This window comes from Chondrinema litorale, from assembly GCF_026250525.1.
GTDB classification, from domain to species: Bacteria; Bacteroidota; Bacteroidia; order Cytophagales; family Flammeovirgaceae; genus Chondrinema; species Chondrinema litorale.
This window is the reverse complement of the sequence record NZ_CP111043.1, coordinates 1,644,840-1,660,031: the sequence shown is the minus strand read 5'-3', so window position 1 is coordinate 1,660,031 and position 15,192 is coordinate 1,644,840. Positions and strand designations below refer to the sequence as shown.

Below are 15,192 nucleotides of genomic sequence, written 5' to 3'. Positions count from 1 at the left end.
GTGTATTAAACAGTAATGTTCTTAAAGCGTGATGGAAAATGTAAACTCATTTCTTTTCTTATCACATCTCTAACTTGTTCTTTGAGTTCTGGTAACTGTTCCATTGTCATTCCTTCTGTAATAATTGGTTCGTGATAGACAATTTTTAACAGGTTCCATGTTAACTGCAAAGTTTCATCTGGCAAAATTATCCAATTATAAGGAATTGTCACTGGTACAATGGGGATTTGTTTTTCAATAGCTATTCTAAAAGCCCCATCTTTAAACTTTTTTAGGTCTGGAATGTTCTGATCATTGATTCCACCCTCTGGAAATATGAGTAAACTATGCTTTTTTTCAACTGCTTTTTTAGCATCTTCAAAAGAGCGATAGCTATCTTTTATGCTTCTTCGGTTTACAGGAATATGTAATCTTTTAAACATATAACCAAAAAGCGGAATTTTGGTAAGCGAGCTCTTGCCAACAAATACTACAAACCTTGGTGCAGAAAAACCAACTACTGGTATATCTAAATAAGAATTATGATTAGCACAAAAGATGTAAGGCTCTTTGCTATTATACACGCCTTTTTTAATTACTTTAATAGGCATTAAAATAGAAGTAAACACAATTGAGGCCCAAAACTGGTTGATCCAGCGGGCGTGTTTGTGCCATTTATGTTTTTGAACGATTAATGCAAATAATGGAAATAGTGCTAAGTAGTAAACTATAAAACATAAAAATCCCCAGATGGCATATAGCGTTTTTAGAAGCTTAAGCATTGGTTGCTGGTACTTTAATTTGAGGCAATAATGGATTGATAGTGATTAATTTTGTTTTTTGGTAAGAAATATAATTCTATTTCTTTTTGATGCGCTGAGTTATCAATATCAAAACTTTCTAATTTTTCATCTCCAAGAAAATATACCTGATAATTTAGGCTGCTGAGCATATTAATAATTTCTCTCTTATTTTCTAAAGGATCAATTTCAATTTCGAGTATTGGCTGCTGATTTTCAATTATTTCTTTAAATAAAGGCAAAATATGCAGTTCGTAGCCTTCAACATCACACTTTATAAAGGAGATATTTTCTATACTACCGAATAGCGTTTGAGGACGCATCATTAATGTTTCGTGCTCAAAGGCAACGTTACTATTAGTAGTAGACTCTTGCACTTCGGTTCTGCCATGCCTAATTACTCCTTCAACTTCAGGAGTAACCATTGTTACCTTTTTATTATCATCTTCACCCAAAGCATAAGGCATAACCTCTATATTATTTAGAGCAAACTTTTTAATGTTTTTATTAAGGTGTTCTCTAAAAGCAGCAACAGGCTCTACAGAATACAATTTTCCACTATTACCTATGTATCTTGAAAGAGGAATGGAGAAATAACCCAAATTAGCACCGATATCGATGCATACATCTCCGGGTTTTACCAGGTTTTTAAGGAAACGCACTTGTTTGTGTTCGCCTAGATAAAACTTACTAATAAAAGTTTTAAGAAAGACATAACTGATAAAAGCAAGGTAATTCTGGAATCCCAGAAGTTTAATAAGTATTTTTCTAATCAGCATAATTCGCTACAACCATTTAAGCAGCAAATCTATCATTTTTTTCACTTTAGAGTCATAAGGTGGGTAGAAAGGTTTTGCACTAGTTAAACCAATTCGCTGATAAAGAACTGCTCTTTCGTTAGAAAAAGCCAGATAACCGTATTTGCCATGCGATTTACCTATGCCACTGTTGTTTACTCCGCCAAATGGCAAATCGTTATGAGCAATATGTAGAATTACATCATTTACTGCTGTGCCACCTGCTGAGGTGTTTTTTAGAATGTACTTTTGAGCCTTTTTGCTCTTACTAAAAATATAGAGTGATAGCGGTTTTTCTTTAGATCGAATAATTTTTATGGCTTCATCGATATGGTCGTAAGTGATAATAGGCAAAACAGGACCAAATATTTCGTCTTCCATTATTTGCGTATCTAAAGTAACATTGCTCAATAAAGTAGGAGCTATATAATTAGATTCTGAATTAGTATTGCCGCCTTCTTCGAGTACTGCACCTCTATCTAGTGCATCACCAATTAAATCACTAACTCTTTGGTAGTGTTTTTCATTAATGATGCGACAATAATCATTTGAGCTTTCTACACCTTTTCCATCTTGGTTATAAAACTGATTAATTCTGCTTTTTACATTTTGTACAAATTCGGCTTTTTTATCTTTATGAATTAACAGGTAATCTGGTGAGATACAGGTTTGTCCATTATTTATCAGTTTACCCCATGTTATTTTTTCGGCTGCATCATTAACATCGGCACTTTCATCTATAATTACTGGTGATTTCCCTCCTAGTTCAAGTGTTATAGAACTAAGGTGCTGGGCGGCTGCTTTCATTACAATCTTGCCAACAACTGGACTACCAGTAAAAAATATATGGTTAAAAGGCTTTTCGAGTAATTCTGTTGCTGTTTGTACATCACCTTCAATTACAGTTACATGTTCTTCTCTAAATGTTTCTGCAATCATCTTTTTCATAAGTGCAGAAGTGTGGGTGGTAATTTCAGAAGGTTTTAAAATAACATTATTTCCTGCTGCTAAAGCATAAATAAGTGGGCTTATAGCCAATATAAAAGGGTAATTCCATGGGGCAATAATTAAACAGACTCCTTTAGGCTCAGTAATAATTCTAGATTTAGTGCCAAACAAAGCCAGTGGCATCCCTGCATTTTTAGGCTTCATCCATTTTTTGAGTTTTTTAATTGCATGTCTTACTTCTAAGACAGTGGGTAAAACCTCAAGAAAATCAGATTCTACATGGTTCTTTTTAAAATCTTGATAAATGGCTTCTTGGATATCTTCTCTGTATTTTAATACAACTGCTTCCAGTTTTTTGAGGTTGGTAAGCCTTTCCTTATAGCTAGGATTCGGGTGCTTATGATATCTATTTAGCTGTTTTGAGAAAACCTGGCTTACTTGTGTGTTTATCGAGAGATTATTGGTAGTGGCGTCCATTTTTAATAGGTATAGTGTAAGGCTTTTTTTATTTGAAATTTAATCAATTAAGGATAAAAGATAAAAAAAAGGAGTCCCTAAAAGGAACTCCTATAAGCCTAAAAAATTAAGCTGAAAAAATATTTTTGTTTGCAGTTAAAACTGCTTTTTATTTATTTCTTCTACAATTTTCAGTATTGCTTTACTTATTAAAACTGATGATTAGATGTTTTTTTAAATCGACTGCAAAGCTAACATAACAGGGTATAGGTGAAAGGATTTAGTATTAAAAAATTAAAAATTTTATTTTCAGAACTGTAAAAGAAAGCATCAAAAAAAGGAGCGATTGTGAGGCTGTGAATAGCAATTGCTATTATTTATATGTATAAACAGCTTTTTGCTTCATAAAAAGTTTTTTAAAGCTTCATATATAAATAGTTTAATACTATGATTTTTTTATATTTGTCGCATTAATTGACACATACCTATAGCCAATCAAACAAATTTCTATAAAATTTTAGAGTATTAGCGCGTACACCCATTTTTTAATTTTTATAGATTTTCCATTCAAATTAGTGCATTTATGATTAGAAGTTTACAAGTTCTGTTAATTGCAGTTTGCTTGTCATTTTTACAGATGGAAGCATTCTCGCAGGGAACTACATCATCCAGAATGACTGGAACTGTCGTTGCTGAAGAAGGCCCCTTACCTGGTGCAACTGTTTTAGCAACGCATACTCCAACAGGTTCTAGATTTGGAACTGTTACCAACTCAGAAGGTATTTTCACTATCAACAATATGAGTGTAGGTGGGCCATATACCGTACAGATAAACTTTGTTGGTTACCAAGAAATAAAGAAAGAAGGAATTTATCTTACTCTAGGTCAAACTTACCAGTTAAGTGTTGAGCTTTCAGAATCTGCTCAACAACTTGATGAAATAGAAGTTTTAGCAGCTCCTGGCGATGTGTTTGATGGAAACAAAACTGGTGCTGAAACATTTGTAAGTAAGAAAACGATCAGTGAAATCCCAACAGTAGAGCGAGGTCTTAACGATTATACTCGTCTTACTCCTCAAGCTAATGTTTCTAGCTCTGCTGCAACAAACGAAGGTGCTATCTCTTTTGCAGGTGTAAATAACCGTTTTAATGCAATCTTTATAGATGGAGCTGTAAATAATGACGTATTTGGTTTGGCTAACTCAGGTACTAATGGTGGTCAGGCTGGTATTTCTCCAATTAGCCCAGATGCAATTGAGCAGATACAAGTTGTACTTGCTCCTTACGATGTTACATTAGGTGGTTTTGCTGGTGGTGGTATTAATGCGGTAACTCGTAGTGGTACAAATGAATTTGAAGGTTCTGTATACTATTATTTTAGAAATCAGAATTTATCTGGAAAAACTCCTACTGATGACCCAGATGCTACTAGAGAAAAACTAGCAGATTTTAATGTAAAAACATATGGTGCTAGACTTGGCGGGCCAATTATTAAAAACAAACTCTTCTTCTTTACTAATGTTGAGTTCCAAAGAAATGAAGAGCCAAAGCCGTTTATATCTGGTAATTATGTAGGTAATTCTTCAGTTGCAGAAATTGAAGAGTTAGCAAATTTTGTTAGAAATACATATAACTACGAGCCAGGTGGTTTCTTAAATAATGCAGAAACTACAGATGGAACTAAGATTTTGGCTAAGTTAGACTGGAATATTAACGATAGCCACAAACTTTCTGTAAGACATAGTTATGTAAAAGGTGATACTAAAATCTTCCCTCGTCCAAATAATACCAGTGTTATTTTTGAAAATGTTGGTTACATCTTCCCTTCAACTACGAACTCTTTTGCTGCTGAATTAAAAAGCTCATTTGGTAGTAATGCATCAAACAGCTTAATATTTGGTGTAACTACAGTAAGAGACGATAGAGATGTGTTGGGTGATCCTTTCCCTCAAATTATTTTAGATGATGGTAATGGTGCTTCAATTACAATTGGTACAGATAACTTCTCATATTCTAATATTGTAAATCAAGATGTTTTCACTTTAACAAATAACTTCAACCTATACAAAGGAAAGCACACATTTACATTCGGTACTCACAACGAGTTCTTTAAAATTCAAAACCTTTTCACTATCTTCTCAACTCCTCGTTACCAGTATTTCTTTAATGGTAGAGAAAGATTTATGAATGGTGATGATGCAGATTTAGTGCTTTTTGGACATGAGCAATTAGCCGAAGGTCAAGACGAAATTAGACTAGGCGATGCTGCTACAAACCTTGGTCCTACATTTAAGGCATTACAAATGGCATTCTATGCACAAGATGAGATTCAGTTTACTGAGCATTTTAAACTAACTGCTGGTATTAGAGTAGACGTTCCTATCTTCCTCGAAGATCCTCCATTAATTAATACAGATTTTAATGAAAATACAGTGCCTCTTATCGAAGAATACTACGATCTTAAAGGTGCAAGAGCAAGTAACACTCCGAATACTCAATTACTTTGGAGCCCAAGAGTTGGTTTTAACTGGGATGTTAGCCACGACAAATCAACTCAATTAAGAGGTGGTATTGGTATCTTCTCTAGCCGTGTGCCTTGGGTTTGGCCAGGAGGTATGTACATCAGAAATGGTCTAAACAGTAACTTTGTTGTAAGTGGCGGTGTACCAGTTTTAGGAACTCCAGAAGAATGGAAAGCAAACTTATATTCTCCTACTAGCCCTGCTGGTGATGTGGATTTATTTATTGAAGACTTTAAATATCCTCAAGTATTCCGTTCAAGTATCGCAGTTGATCAAAAATTACCTGCTGGTTTAGTTGGTAGTGTGGAATTCCTTTACACTAAAACAATGAATAACATTGATGTAAAAAGTGTAAACGTAAAACCAGCAATTGGTACTTTAGAGGGAGCAGATAATAGACCTATATTTGATTATACAGATGCGGTAGATGGTACTTACGAAAACATTACCCTTGTTGACAACACAAACGAGGGGTATACATGGAATTTTACTGCTTCTATCATGAAGCCTTTCGAAAATGGATTAACAGCTAGTTTAGCATATTCATACACAAGAGCAGAGTCTTTATTTGATGGTACTGGTTTTATTAATGACGAAAACTGGGAAAGTATTCAAAGTGTAAATGGTAAAAATAATGCGTCACTTTCAAGATCATTCTTTGATGTAGGCTCAAGGGTAATTGGTTTTGTCTCTTACAAAAAAGAGTATTTAGATCATTTTGCAACTACTATTTCACTTTTCTATAATGGTCAGTCTGGTCAGCCTTATTCTTATGTATATAATGATGAAGGAACATTAACTAATGAGTCTAATGGTGGTTCTGCTACTAACTTAGTTTATGTTCCTGAAAATCAAGGCGAAATTTTATTAATAGACCAAGTTGTTGATGGTAATGTAGTAAAAACTGCAGCACAACAATGGGCAGAATTAGATGCTTTTATTGCTAATGATGAATACCTAAGCAGTAGAAGAGGAGATTACGCTGAAAGAAATATGTCTAGAACTCCATTCGAAAATATCATAGATTTAAAAATTTTACAAGATTTTTACATTACAGGAGGCAATGGAATGAAGCATACCTTGCAAGTTTCGTTTGATATATTTAACTTCACGAACCTTATCAATAAAAACTGGGGAAGAAGGTATTTTGTAAGTGACAATCAGTACCAACTGATTAACTTTGAAGGATTTGTGGGAGATACAGAACAACCTTCATTTACATTCAACGACCCAGGTACACCTTATGACATTATCCAATCAGGTATATACAGTGCAAGATGGTCTGCACAGCTTGGTTTAAGATATAGTTTTTAACTAATTTAGTTAGTACTACTGATCAATTATTTAAACTACAACAATCAATCACTCACTTAAAAGAGAAGCATTTTGCTTCTCTTTTTTTTTGAAAAAAATTTCCCTCCTTTTAAAACTTTTTTTCAACTCAGTTCATCACAGAGTAAATTGAATATAAAATTTACGCTACAATCCTGTCAAAGTGAATACATTATCCATCGAGGAATTGGTAGAACATGCAAAAAAAGGAGATAATACAGCTTTTAATAAGTTGGTGAAACTGTGGTATACAAGAATTTACAACTATTCTTTCAAGTTTTTTGGAGAGCACGATCTAGCAATGGAAGTAACCCAAAAAACATTTATTTCACTTCATCATCATTTAGAAAAACTAAGAGATGCTCAATTTTTTAAAGCCTGGATTTACCAAATTGCTACAAACTATTGCAAAGAAGAAGTTAGAAAGCAAAAAAGAAAATGGGTTTTACCTTTTGTAAGCTTTAAAAAGCAAGTTGATGAAGAGATTTTTACTGATATAAAAACTAGTGAAAAGGGGCCTGAACATCTGATTGAAGAAGCAGAAATAAATAAGTTAGTAATAAAGGCACTAAAAAAATTACCCGAAGAGCAGCGGACAGTGGTAATTATGAAAGAATATGAATGCCTCAAATTTAAAGAGATTGCCGAAATCCTTCAATTGTCTGAAAATACAGTGAAATCCAGAATGTATTATGGGCTAAAGCACTTAAAAGAAATTTTTGATAAATGGAATATTAAAAAAGAAAATTTTTACTATGAACTCTAATATAGATAAATCAACCATAATCGATTATCTCTATGGAGAGATGAACGAAGATGAAAAATTGCAGTTTGAACAACAGTTTGATAAAGATCCGGCGCTTAAAGCAGAGGTAAATGCCATGCTTGAAACTAGAAATTTTCTTAATAAGGCATCTGTTCAAGAACCTACAGAACCATTAATCCTAAATGTTTTAAGTAGTTTTAATAACCAATCTAAAGATGCTTTCTGGCGGAAATGGGCAAGTGTTGCTGCTGCTCTTCTAGTTATACTTGTTGCAGCAGCTTGGTGGAATTTAGAGATTGAAATGGGAGATGGAGAGCTACGCATCAGCTTCAATAAAAATTATAACAAGGTGCAGCAAGCTGAGATTAAAAAGCAGAAAGATGCACTAGAGGAGGAAATTGCAAAACAAAAAGATTTAATGAATCGGGCTTTAAAAGAACGAGTGGCTCAATTAGAAGATAGTCTTTATTTAGGCTATACAAATATTAAAAGTGAGTTTCAAGAACTTGTGAGCCAGCAAAATGTACAGGTGCAAAATCAGCAAAGACTGTATCTAACACCTGAAGAAGTAGAAAAACTCATGTGGAAAATTAATGAAGAGAACTTCAAAAATACCACATTGTTAATCTCAAAAACTTCTGAAGGCCAACAGAAATATAATGAAGAGCTTATAAGGGAATTTGCAGAGTTTGTTGAAGAAAAAAGAAAAAGCGATCTGCAATTGGTAAGCTATGCTTTAAACAAGCTAAAAACTGATACACAGGCTCAACAAGAAGAGACAAATATCATATTAGCCAAGCTAATTAATGAATGGAACAAAGAAAGTGAAACTAAAAATTTTAATAAAAAATAAAGATATGAATAAGGTGTATGATAGGCTTTTTAAGGCTTTGCTTTTGATCTTTTTACTTGTTTCTCAAAACAAACTATTTGCACAGAATGCAGATATGTCGAAAGATTTAAAAGTGATGGAAGAAATTCTTACTGAGTTAATTAACAGAGAATCTGAAAGTAACAGTAGGTCTAGAAGTGCAAAAGCAAGTGCTTCTTATATCGAAAATTATGGAATAATTATGCGATTACCTGTTCTAAGATCAAATACTTATATAGGTGTTGGCGATGTGGCCATTGCTACTGACCTTGGGCAGAGTCAAAGAATTGTATTTAATTCTAACAGTAATACAGTTGTAACAGGTAGTGGTAGTGTAACTTCGACGGTACAAATAGATTCGGCTACTAATAAATATCAAAGTGAAAAAGTAGAGAAGATACAAAAAATCATGAAAATGTTTTTGGTGAATTATGGAGATTTAGCTCGTGATCTACCCGAAAATGAAAAGATTATACTGTATTATGCTGAAGACGCTAAAAAAGAATCTTATGTACTTTGGAATGGGGTAAATAGTTCATCAAGCTATTTTACAGGAAATGTGAAAGCAGAAAAATTAAGACAAATTTCGGCAGAGGTTTTAAAGTCTGATCTTATAAAATTTAAACAGAAAAACTTATCTGAAGAAGCCTTTTGGTCGATGGTAAAAGTAAAAGTGATTAAAGGAGAAAGTAAAGATGATGAAATGCTAGAGTATGGGATTCTTGCGAAGATTTTTGAAAGTTTACTTTCTTCAACTAACGAAAATACATTTTATCCGGGAGATGATGATTTAGCAGTTTTAAGTTTCCACGAAGAAAATAATGTTAAATTTCAGGTGCTTAGTGGTCTAGGAGTTGTTTACCATATTTCATTGGGTTATCCAGTTGTATTAGATGATGGTCAGTCTAGAAAATTTTATAGAAATACTCGTAATAGAAATAATGATGAAGAGGAAGACGAGGATGAAATTGAAGAAGATTGGAAAGATGAAAGAGATGCAAAGGTGAGCGAGATATATCCTGATTTTATTGATGAGCTCAAAAAAAATATCGTAGAATATGGCAGAACATTAAGGAAACTGGAAAAGGGTGAGTTGTTAATTGTTGAAGCCGATATGCCTTTCTGCTTCGAATGTGAAATGCCTGCTACAATTAAACTTTCGATTGAGCAATCTGTATTAGATGCCTACGATTCAAGAAAAATTGATCTAGATGATGCAATTGACAAGATTAATGTGAAAGAAGAAGGCAAAGCAAGCGAAAGAAGTCACCGAAATAATTTTCTTTTTAATTGGAGAGAGTGATAAAAAAGTGCCTTGATTCTGAATCAAGGCACTTTTCGCAGTAATTAGTTAGGACAAGCTATTTGTACTTTTACAAATTCGCCATTATTATCAATAGTAAGTCTAAAACAATTTCCATTAGGGCTTTTCATGATGATTCCTTTATTTACATCATTAATATAAATATCCCCATCAGTAACTTCTAATTTAGCTTTTGGTTGCTCTGTACCAATACCAACATTACCAGTATTATCAATCCTCATTCTTTCATAAGGAAATTCTCCATCAGAACCAGTTTCAAATTTAATAACTCCTTTTGAGTTAAAAGCTCCTAACACTAAGCCTGAGCCATTTGAAACAACTTGTCCAAAATCACTATATCTACTTTGTGCATAAGAACTTGAGATGTGTAGGAGTCTTAGATGATTTCCACTCGCTCCTGCTCGCATAGTAATACGTGCCATCGAACCAAAATCAGTTGAGTTATTTCGAAGGTTAAGTAGTGTCCTATCATCAGCTAAACCCGTGGTATTACCTTCTATTGAAAGTAAATAATCTGAAGTATTTGTCCCAATTGCTACATTATTGTTGTCAACATATACATCATTTGTTTCTTGGTTCAGGTACCAAGGAGGAGTATTAGTAAACTTAATACTGTTCCCATTACTAATAGAAAGTGTATTATCTTCAAAGCTTAATTCTTGTAATTCATTTGTGGAAGATGTATCTGCAATTTCTACAGCTTCAGGTGTGAAAATCGTAAACTCAGGATATTCACCAGAAATTTCCGTACCACCAGTACCTGTTAATGAGATCTCTTGATCTGGTGAGCTATTAATTATATATCCGTTTTCTAAATTGATTCCTTCTCCAGCTGCTAAAGAATCTGCTGTTTTTAAAGCATAGAAAGCAAATGGTACAGTAAGAAATTGTGTGACACCGAGTAATTGGTAATTACTTCCTCCTCTTATATCGATTTCTATTTGTAGAAATTTCTCATTACTTGTCCAACTAATATTCTCGAAAGAGTTTACTTCTGAAGTACCCTGTCCGATAACTACATTAAATAGTCCAAATGTGTTTGTTTTAACTAAGTGACTTTCAGAGTAATCTATATCTCCTTGAGGTGAACTATTAAGAATAGTAATTCTTAAAGAAATATCTTGCTCTGTAAGTGCATTACCATGTCTATCTGTAGCTACTCCTTGATAGCTTATACCTTGAGGAATTTGTGAATAGCAATTAAAGTATATGAGTGTTAATACTAGTGTGATTAAAGACTTATACATATATTATATAGTATTTAATTTTTAATTAGCTTTTGTGATTTTATAACAATTCCTTGTTGATCAAGAATCTTAATGAGATAAATTCCATTTTTTAAATTAGAAACTTTAAATAGGTTTTCATCTTTCAAAATGTTTTGACTTAGTATTAAAATACCTGTATTAGTATATAATTCTAAAACCGAATTATTACTTGGAGATTCGATAAATAGTTTTTCTGAAAAGGGATTTGGATATACTTGATATTTGTCTTTTTCAGTCTGATCTTGTAATGCTGTTATCTCACTAGCACTATTGGTTACCTGAAAAGGAGAAACACTTACTTCACTAGAAGCAAAAGAAGTTTCCATAGCAGCTCCAGAAAAGGATGAAATATTTACTGAATCATTTGAGTAGATATGACCAATAGAAGAAATCCTATAGATACTATTAATTTGTGAAAAACTTAAATTGAATGAGGTAAAGAAGAAAATAAGTAGCAGAGCTTGTTTCATTAAAAAAGGATTTTTTACCTAAAGTAATTAGCAGAATTTAGTTAACTAATATTGATAGGTTTTATTAACATTTATTCAGAAGTACTTTTTATCAATAAAAAAAACGCCCAATTCGATATCGAATTGGGCGTTTTTTTTAATTTCTTTTTATGATTATCTCAAATCTACTACATCTACTCCAGGATAATCTGCTACATTAAAGACAAATGCATTGTCGCTAATTTTGTTATCTGGTTGAAAATCGTTGATGAAATAAGTGTACTGTCTTCCATTTTTATAGAAAAACTTCCAACTGTTTAAGGTTTTGTTTTGCTTATGAATTGTAAGCTCAATTTTAAAATAACCTAACTCAGTATCTTCAGGATTTAACTCTACTACTTCATAAGTATCTCCGTCGATTTTCTTTTCTTCTACAAATCTGTATTTGAAACCTTCTTTATACATATTTGGAATTTCAGTAGGAGATAAGTCTTCTGGATCTGGCTCATATTCTGAAATAGTAACCTCATTGGTTTCTTTCAAATACACCCAAACATTCTCTTCGTTGTTATAAACTGCTTGTGAACCAAGGTTAATTTTATACTTGTTTTTTTTCACAATGATGTTGCCTTTTACATTTTCAGATACATCATCATCGGTACTTTCTATTTTGTAACTGAAGTTGGCTTTAAAAGCAGGAATGAGTTTGTATTTCTCACTCATTGCATCAAGAATGCTTTTTGCTTTTGGATCGTATTGTGCCATTAAGTTTGCGCTGCAAAAAAATACAGCTAAAGCAATTATTATTTGAATTTTGTGCTTCATAGCTAAAAATTGTGTTTCAGATTAGCTTATACGTTATTTATTTTAAAACGTTATTTATTATTGGTCTAGACTTCTCAGAATTAATTCTAATTCTTCCAAATTTACAACCATAACCTGCCTTGCTTTGCTACCTTCAAAAGGACCAACAATGCCAGCAGCTTCTAATTGATCTATAATTCTACCTGCCCTATTGTAACCCAAGCTAAGCTTTCTTTGCACTAAAGAAGTACTTCCTTGCTGATGTGCAACTATCAATCGGGCAGCATCATTAAACAATGCATCTCTGTTTTTGAGGTCTACTTTTGTAGGATCTTTGTCTTCTGTTTCAACCTCTGGTAGCAGATATGCTGTGCTATAACCTTGTTGATTACCGACAAAGCTACAAATATTTTCTACTTCTTCGGTATCTACAAAGGCACATTGTAATCTGATAATATCAGAACTATTTGATAAAAGCATATCTCCCATACCAACAAGTTGATCTGCTCCACCTGTATCAAGAATAGTTCTTGAATCTATTTTAGATGATACCTTAAAAGATAACCTCGCCGGAAAGTTGGCTTTTATTATACCAGTAATAACATCAACAGATGGTCTTTGAGTTGCAATTATTAAATGAATTCCGATTGCACGTGCCAATTGAGCTAATCTGGCAATAGGTAATTCTACCTCTTTACCGGCTGTCATCATCAAATCTGCTAACTCATCAATTACCAACACGATGTATGGTAAAAATTTATGCCCTTTCTCTGGATTAAGTCGTCTGTTTCTAAATTTCTTATTGTATTCTTTAATATTTCTACAACCTGCATCTTTTAACAAGTTGTATCTCATATCCATTTCAACACATAAAGAATTTAATACATTTACTACTTTACGTGTATCAGTTACAATAGACTCGTCTTCGTTTGGCAAAGCTGCCAGAAAATGTTGCTCAATTGTATTAAAGAGCGTAAGTTCTACTTTTTTAGGGTCTACCAAAACAAATTTTAGTTCGGCAGGGTGCTTTTTAAATATGAGTGAAGCTAAAATAACATTAAGGCCTACAGATTTACCTTGACCAGTTGCACCAGCCATAAGTAAGTGAGGCATTTTAGCTAAATCTGTTACAAAAACTTCGTTCGAAATGGTTTTACCAAGAGCAATCGGAAGTTCCTTACTGCTATTCATAAACTTCTCTGTAGAAAGTACAGAGCGTATACCTACCATTTCTCTATTTTTATTTGGTACCTCAATACCAATTGTACCTTTTCCTGGAATTGGAGCAATAATTCTTATGCCAAGTGCTGCAAGACTTAGAGCGATATCATCTTCAAGGTTTTTAATTCTCGAAATCTTAATACCTGCTTCAGGAACAATCTCATACAAGGTTACAGTAGGGCCAATTGTAGCTCTAATGGAAGAAATGCTAATTTTAAAATTGCTGAGTGTTTCAACAATTTTATCTTTGTTAGACTGTAATTCTTCAGTTGTAACTTTTACTTTACCAGTGCTTGTCGGGTTTAGTAAATCTAGATGTGGGTATTCGTAATGAGATAAATCAAGTGTAGGATCAAACAAATCGAGGTCTTCGATTGCAAGTTGTTCACCAGGTTTCTTATTTGAAGAATCGACAGTTTTCTCATTAAACTTAGTCGTATCTTCTACACTAAAAGATGGCTCTTGTTGATTCTTATCTTCTTTGGGAGCTTCTATTTGAGATGGTTGTACAGAAAGTGGTAACGTTTTTCCACTTGGAACAATATTTTCATCCTCTTCTTCTGTTACTTCATTACTTTGAGGAAGCTCTCTTCTTCTTTTTACAGATAAGTTTCTGCTCGGTCTTGGAAACTCTTCTTCCTCATCATCGTCTTCTTCAATTGTTATTTCTATATCATTAGACTTAGAAACAGCTGTTGATTTTTGAGGTTGATCTTCTTCTTCCTCATCATCTTCGAAATCTTCGTCATCCTGACCTCTGTTGAGAATAGAAGAAGTTCTTTCTCTAAAGCTTTCAGTTGCAGCCTGCATGTTGGTAAACATCTCTTTTCTGAGGAAGTAAATAATGAATACACCCATAGAAAAGATAAGAAAAAACATAGTTCCCCAACCTACTAAGCTATCGAATACTTCGGCTGCTCTTAAACCAATACCACCACAAAGGAAGTTAAGTGAGCCAGGTTCGGCAGATTTTTGAACAATATACCCCAACAACAAGCTGATCCAGAACATAAAAAATATTACTATTTTGAATGTCTTGCCAACTGGAATTAGGTTTTTATGAAATACAATTTCATATCCATATGCGAATAGGGGAGGTACAATTAGAATCGATGCAATACCAAACCATTCATATATAAATAAATGTGATAAAGCTGCTCCGGCAAGCCCAAGCCAGTTTCGAACTTCTTTACCAGAAATTATAAATTCGCCAAAGCCAGTAGATTCAATTACACTTTGATCTGCCTGACCTGTAAAGATGTATGATACAAGAGAGAGAAAAAGGAATAATGAAAACACCAATAACAAAAGACCTGCACTGGTTTTAAATCTTTTATCTTCTAAAAAACTGAGATCAAAATTAAAACCCGTAGAAGAGGATTCCGATTTTGCTCTTTTAGTTTTTTCCCTGCTTGTACTACTTCCCTTTTGTCGTTTGTTGCTATTTCTTCTGTAGGAGTTTCTTTTGGTCGCCATTTAAAAAATTTTGACGGAGTATAAATTTTATTCTCACTTATTATAAGCTATAAAAAAACTATTACAAATTGAGAGAATAATGTAAATGATTTTAGCCCTTTTAATTTTTTTCTATAGAAAATATACAAAAATATCTCTTTTAAAGGGCAAAGATCAAATTTACTTAAAAAATTTGTAGTC

Annotated in this window: 11 protein-coding genes; 4 read left to right on the top strand and 7 right to left on the bottom strand. The window is 33.2% G+C overall.

What is annotated here, in order from left to right:
- Positions 1-5: 5 nt before the first annotated feature.
- Genes OQ292_RS07005 through OQ292_RS06995 form a run of 3 tightly spaced genes read right to left on the bottom strand, consistent with a single transcriptional unit; the run spans position 6 to position 3,001 of the window.
- Positions 6-761: a lysophospholipid acyltransferase family protein gene (locus OQ292_RS07005; protein WP_284685340.1), complete on the bottom strand. Its 756-nt coding sequence runs from the start codon at positions 759-761 to the stop codon at positions 6-8.
- A 14-nt stretch (positions 762-775) separates the two neighbouring features.
- Positions 776-1,558, bottom strand: a complete 783-nt coding sequence (locus OQ292_RS07000; RefSeq protein ID WP_284685339.1) for an FkbM family methyltransferase — start codon at positions 1,556-1,558, stop codon at positions 776-778.
- Between the two features lie 6 nt (positions 1,559-1,564).
- The gene (locus tag OQ292_RS06995; protein ID WP_284685338.1) at positions 1,565-3,001 is read right to left on the bottom strand and encodes an aldehyde dehydrogenase family protein; all 1,437 of its coding nucleotides are present in this window, start codon (positions 2,999-3,001) and stop codon (positions 1,565-1,567) included.
- A gap of 562 nt (positions 3,002-3,563) precedes the next feature.
- Between OQ292_RS06995 and OQ292_RS06990 the strand changes: the two genes are divergently transcribed.
- The 4 genes from OQ292_RS06990 (at position 3,564) to OQ292_RS06975 (ending at position 9,773) form a co-directional block, all read left to right on the top strand.
- Complete coding sequence (locus tag OQ292_RS06990) at positions 3,564-6,815, top strand: TonB-dependent receptor (RefSeq protein ID WP_284685337.1); 3,252 nt, start codon at positions 3,564-3,566, stop codon at positions 6,813-6,815.
- 181 nt (positions 6,816-6,996) lie between these two features.
- On the top strand, positions 6,997-7,599 hold the full coding sequence (locus OQ292_RS06985; RefSeq protein WP_284685336.1) for an RNA polymerase sigma factor: 603 nt from the start codon (positions 6,997-6,999) through the stop codon (positions 7,597-7,599).
- Positions 7,589-8,452 (top strand): anti-sigma factor family protein, encoded by an 864-nt coding sequence (locus OQ292_RS06980; RefSeq protein WP_284685335.1) that lies wholly within the window; start codon positions 7,589-7,591, stop codon positions 8,450-8,452. Before OQ292_RS06985 ends, OQ292_RS06980 begins: the two co-directional genes overlap by 11 nt.
- A 4-nt stretch (positions 8,453-8,456) precedes the next feature.
- Positions 8,457-9,773 carry a hypothetical protein gene (locus tag OQ292_RS06975; protein WP_284685334.1) on the top strand — a complete coding sequence of 439 codons (1,317 nt, stop codon included), beginning with the start codon at positions 8,457-8,459 and terminating at the stop codon, positions 9,771-9,773.
- Positions 9,774-9,817: 44 nt separating this feature from the next.
- Here OQ292_RS06975 and OQ292_RS06970 read toward each other — a convergent pair whose 3' ends face one another.
- The 4 genes from OQ292_RS06970 to OQ292_RS06955 all read right to left on the bottom strand — a co-directional run bounded on the left by OQ292_RS06970 (position 9,818) and on the right by OQ292_RS06955 (position 15,012).
- Entirely contained in the window at positions 9,818-11,041 is a 1,224-nt protein-coding gene (locus OQ292_RS06970) for a DUF8740 domain-containing protein (protein ID WP_284685333.1), read from the bottom strand.
- A 14-nt stretch (positions 11,042-11,055) separates the two neighbouring features.
- Positions 11,056-11,532: a T9SS type A sorting domain-containing protein gene (locus OQ292_RS06965; protein WP_284685332.1), complete on the bottom strand. Its 477-nt coding sequence runs from the start codon at positions 11,530-11,532 to the stop codon at positions 11,056-11,058.
- 153 nt (positions 11,533-11,685) lie between these two features.
- On the bottom strand, positions 11,686-12,336 hold the full coding sequence (gene lolA1 / locus OQ292_RS06960; RefSeq protein ID WP_284685331.1) for an outer membrane lipoprotein periplasmic chaperone LolA1: 651 nt from the start codon (positions 12,334-12,336) through the stop codon (positions 11,686-11,688).
- A gap of 57 nt (positions 12,337-12,393) precedes the next feature.
- The gene (locus OQ292_RS06955) at positions 12,394-15,012 is read right to left on the bottom strand and encodes a DNA translocase FtsK (protein ID WP_284685330.1); all 2,619 of its coding nucleotides are present in this window, start codon (positions 15,010-15,012) and stop codon (positions 12,394-12,396) included.
- Positions 15,013-15,192 lie beyond the last annotated feature (180 nt).

Coding starts and splice junctions, on each gene's coding strand:
- OQ292_RS07005 (WP_284685340.1), bottom strand. CDS start 761: ATGCTTAAGCTTCTAAAAACGCTATATGCCATCTGGGGATTTTTATGT.
- OQ292_RS07000 (WP_284685339.1), bottom strand. CDS start 1,558: ATGCTGATTAGAAAAATACTTATTAAACTTCTGGGATTCCAGAATTAC.
- OQ292_RS06995 (WP_284685338.1), bottom strand. CDS start 3,001: ATGGACGCCACTACCAATAATCTCTCGATAAACACACAAGTAAGCCAG.
- OQ292_RS06990 (WP_284685337.1), top strand. CDS start 3,564: ATGATTAGAAGTTTACAAGTTCTGTTAATTGCAGTTTGCTTGTCATTT.
- OQ292_RS06980 (WP_284685335.1), top strand. CDS start 7,589: ATGAACTCTAATATAGATAAATCAACCATAATCGATTATCTCTATGGA.
- OQ292_RS06975 (WP_284685334.1), top strand. CDS start 8,457: ATGAATAAGGTGTATGATAGGCTTTTTAAGGCTTTGCTTTTGATCTTT.
- OQ292_RS06970 (WP_284685333.1), bottom strand. CDS start 11,041: ATGTATAAGTCTTTAATCACACTAGTATTAACACTCATATACTTTAAT.
- OQ292_RS06965 (WP_284685332.1), bottom strand. CDS start 11,532: ATGAAACAAGCTCTGCTACTTATTTTCTTCTTTACCTCATTCAATTTA.
- lolA1 (WP_284685331.1), bottom strand. CDS start 12,336: ATGAAGCACAAAATTCAAATAATAATTGCTTTAGCTGTATTTTTTTGC.
- OQ292_RS06955 (WP_284685330.1), bottom strand. CDS start 15,012: ATGGCGACCAAAAGAAACTCCTACAGAAGAAATAGCAACAAACGACAA.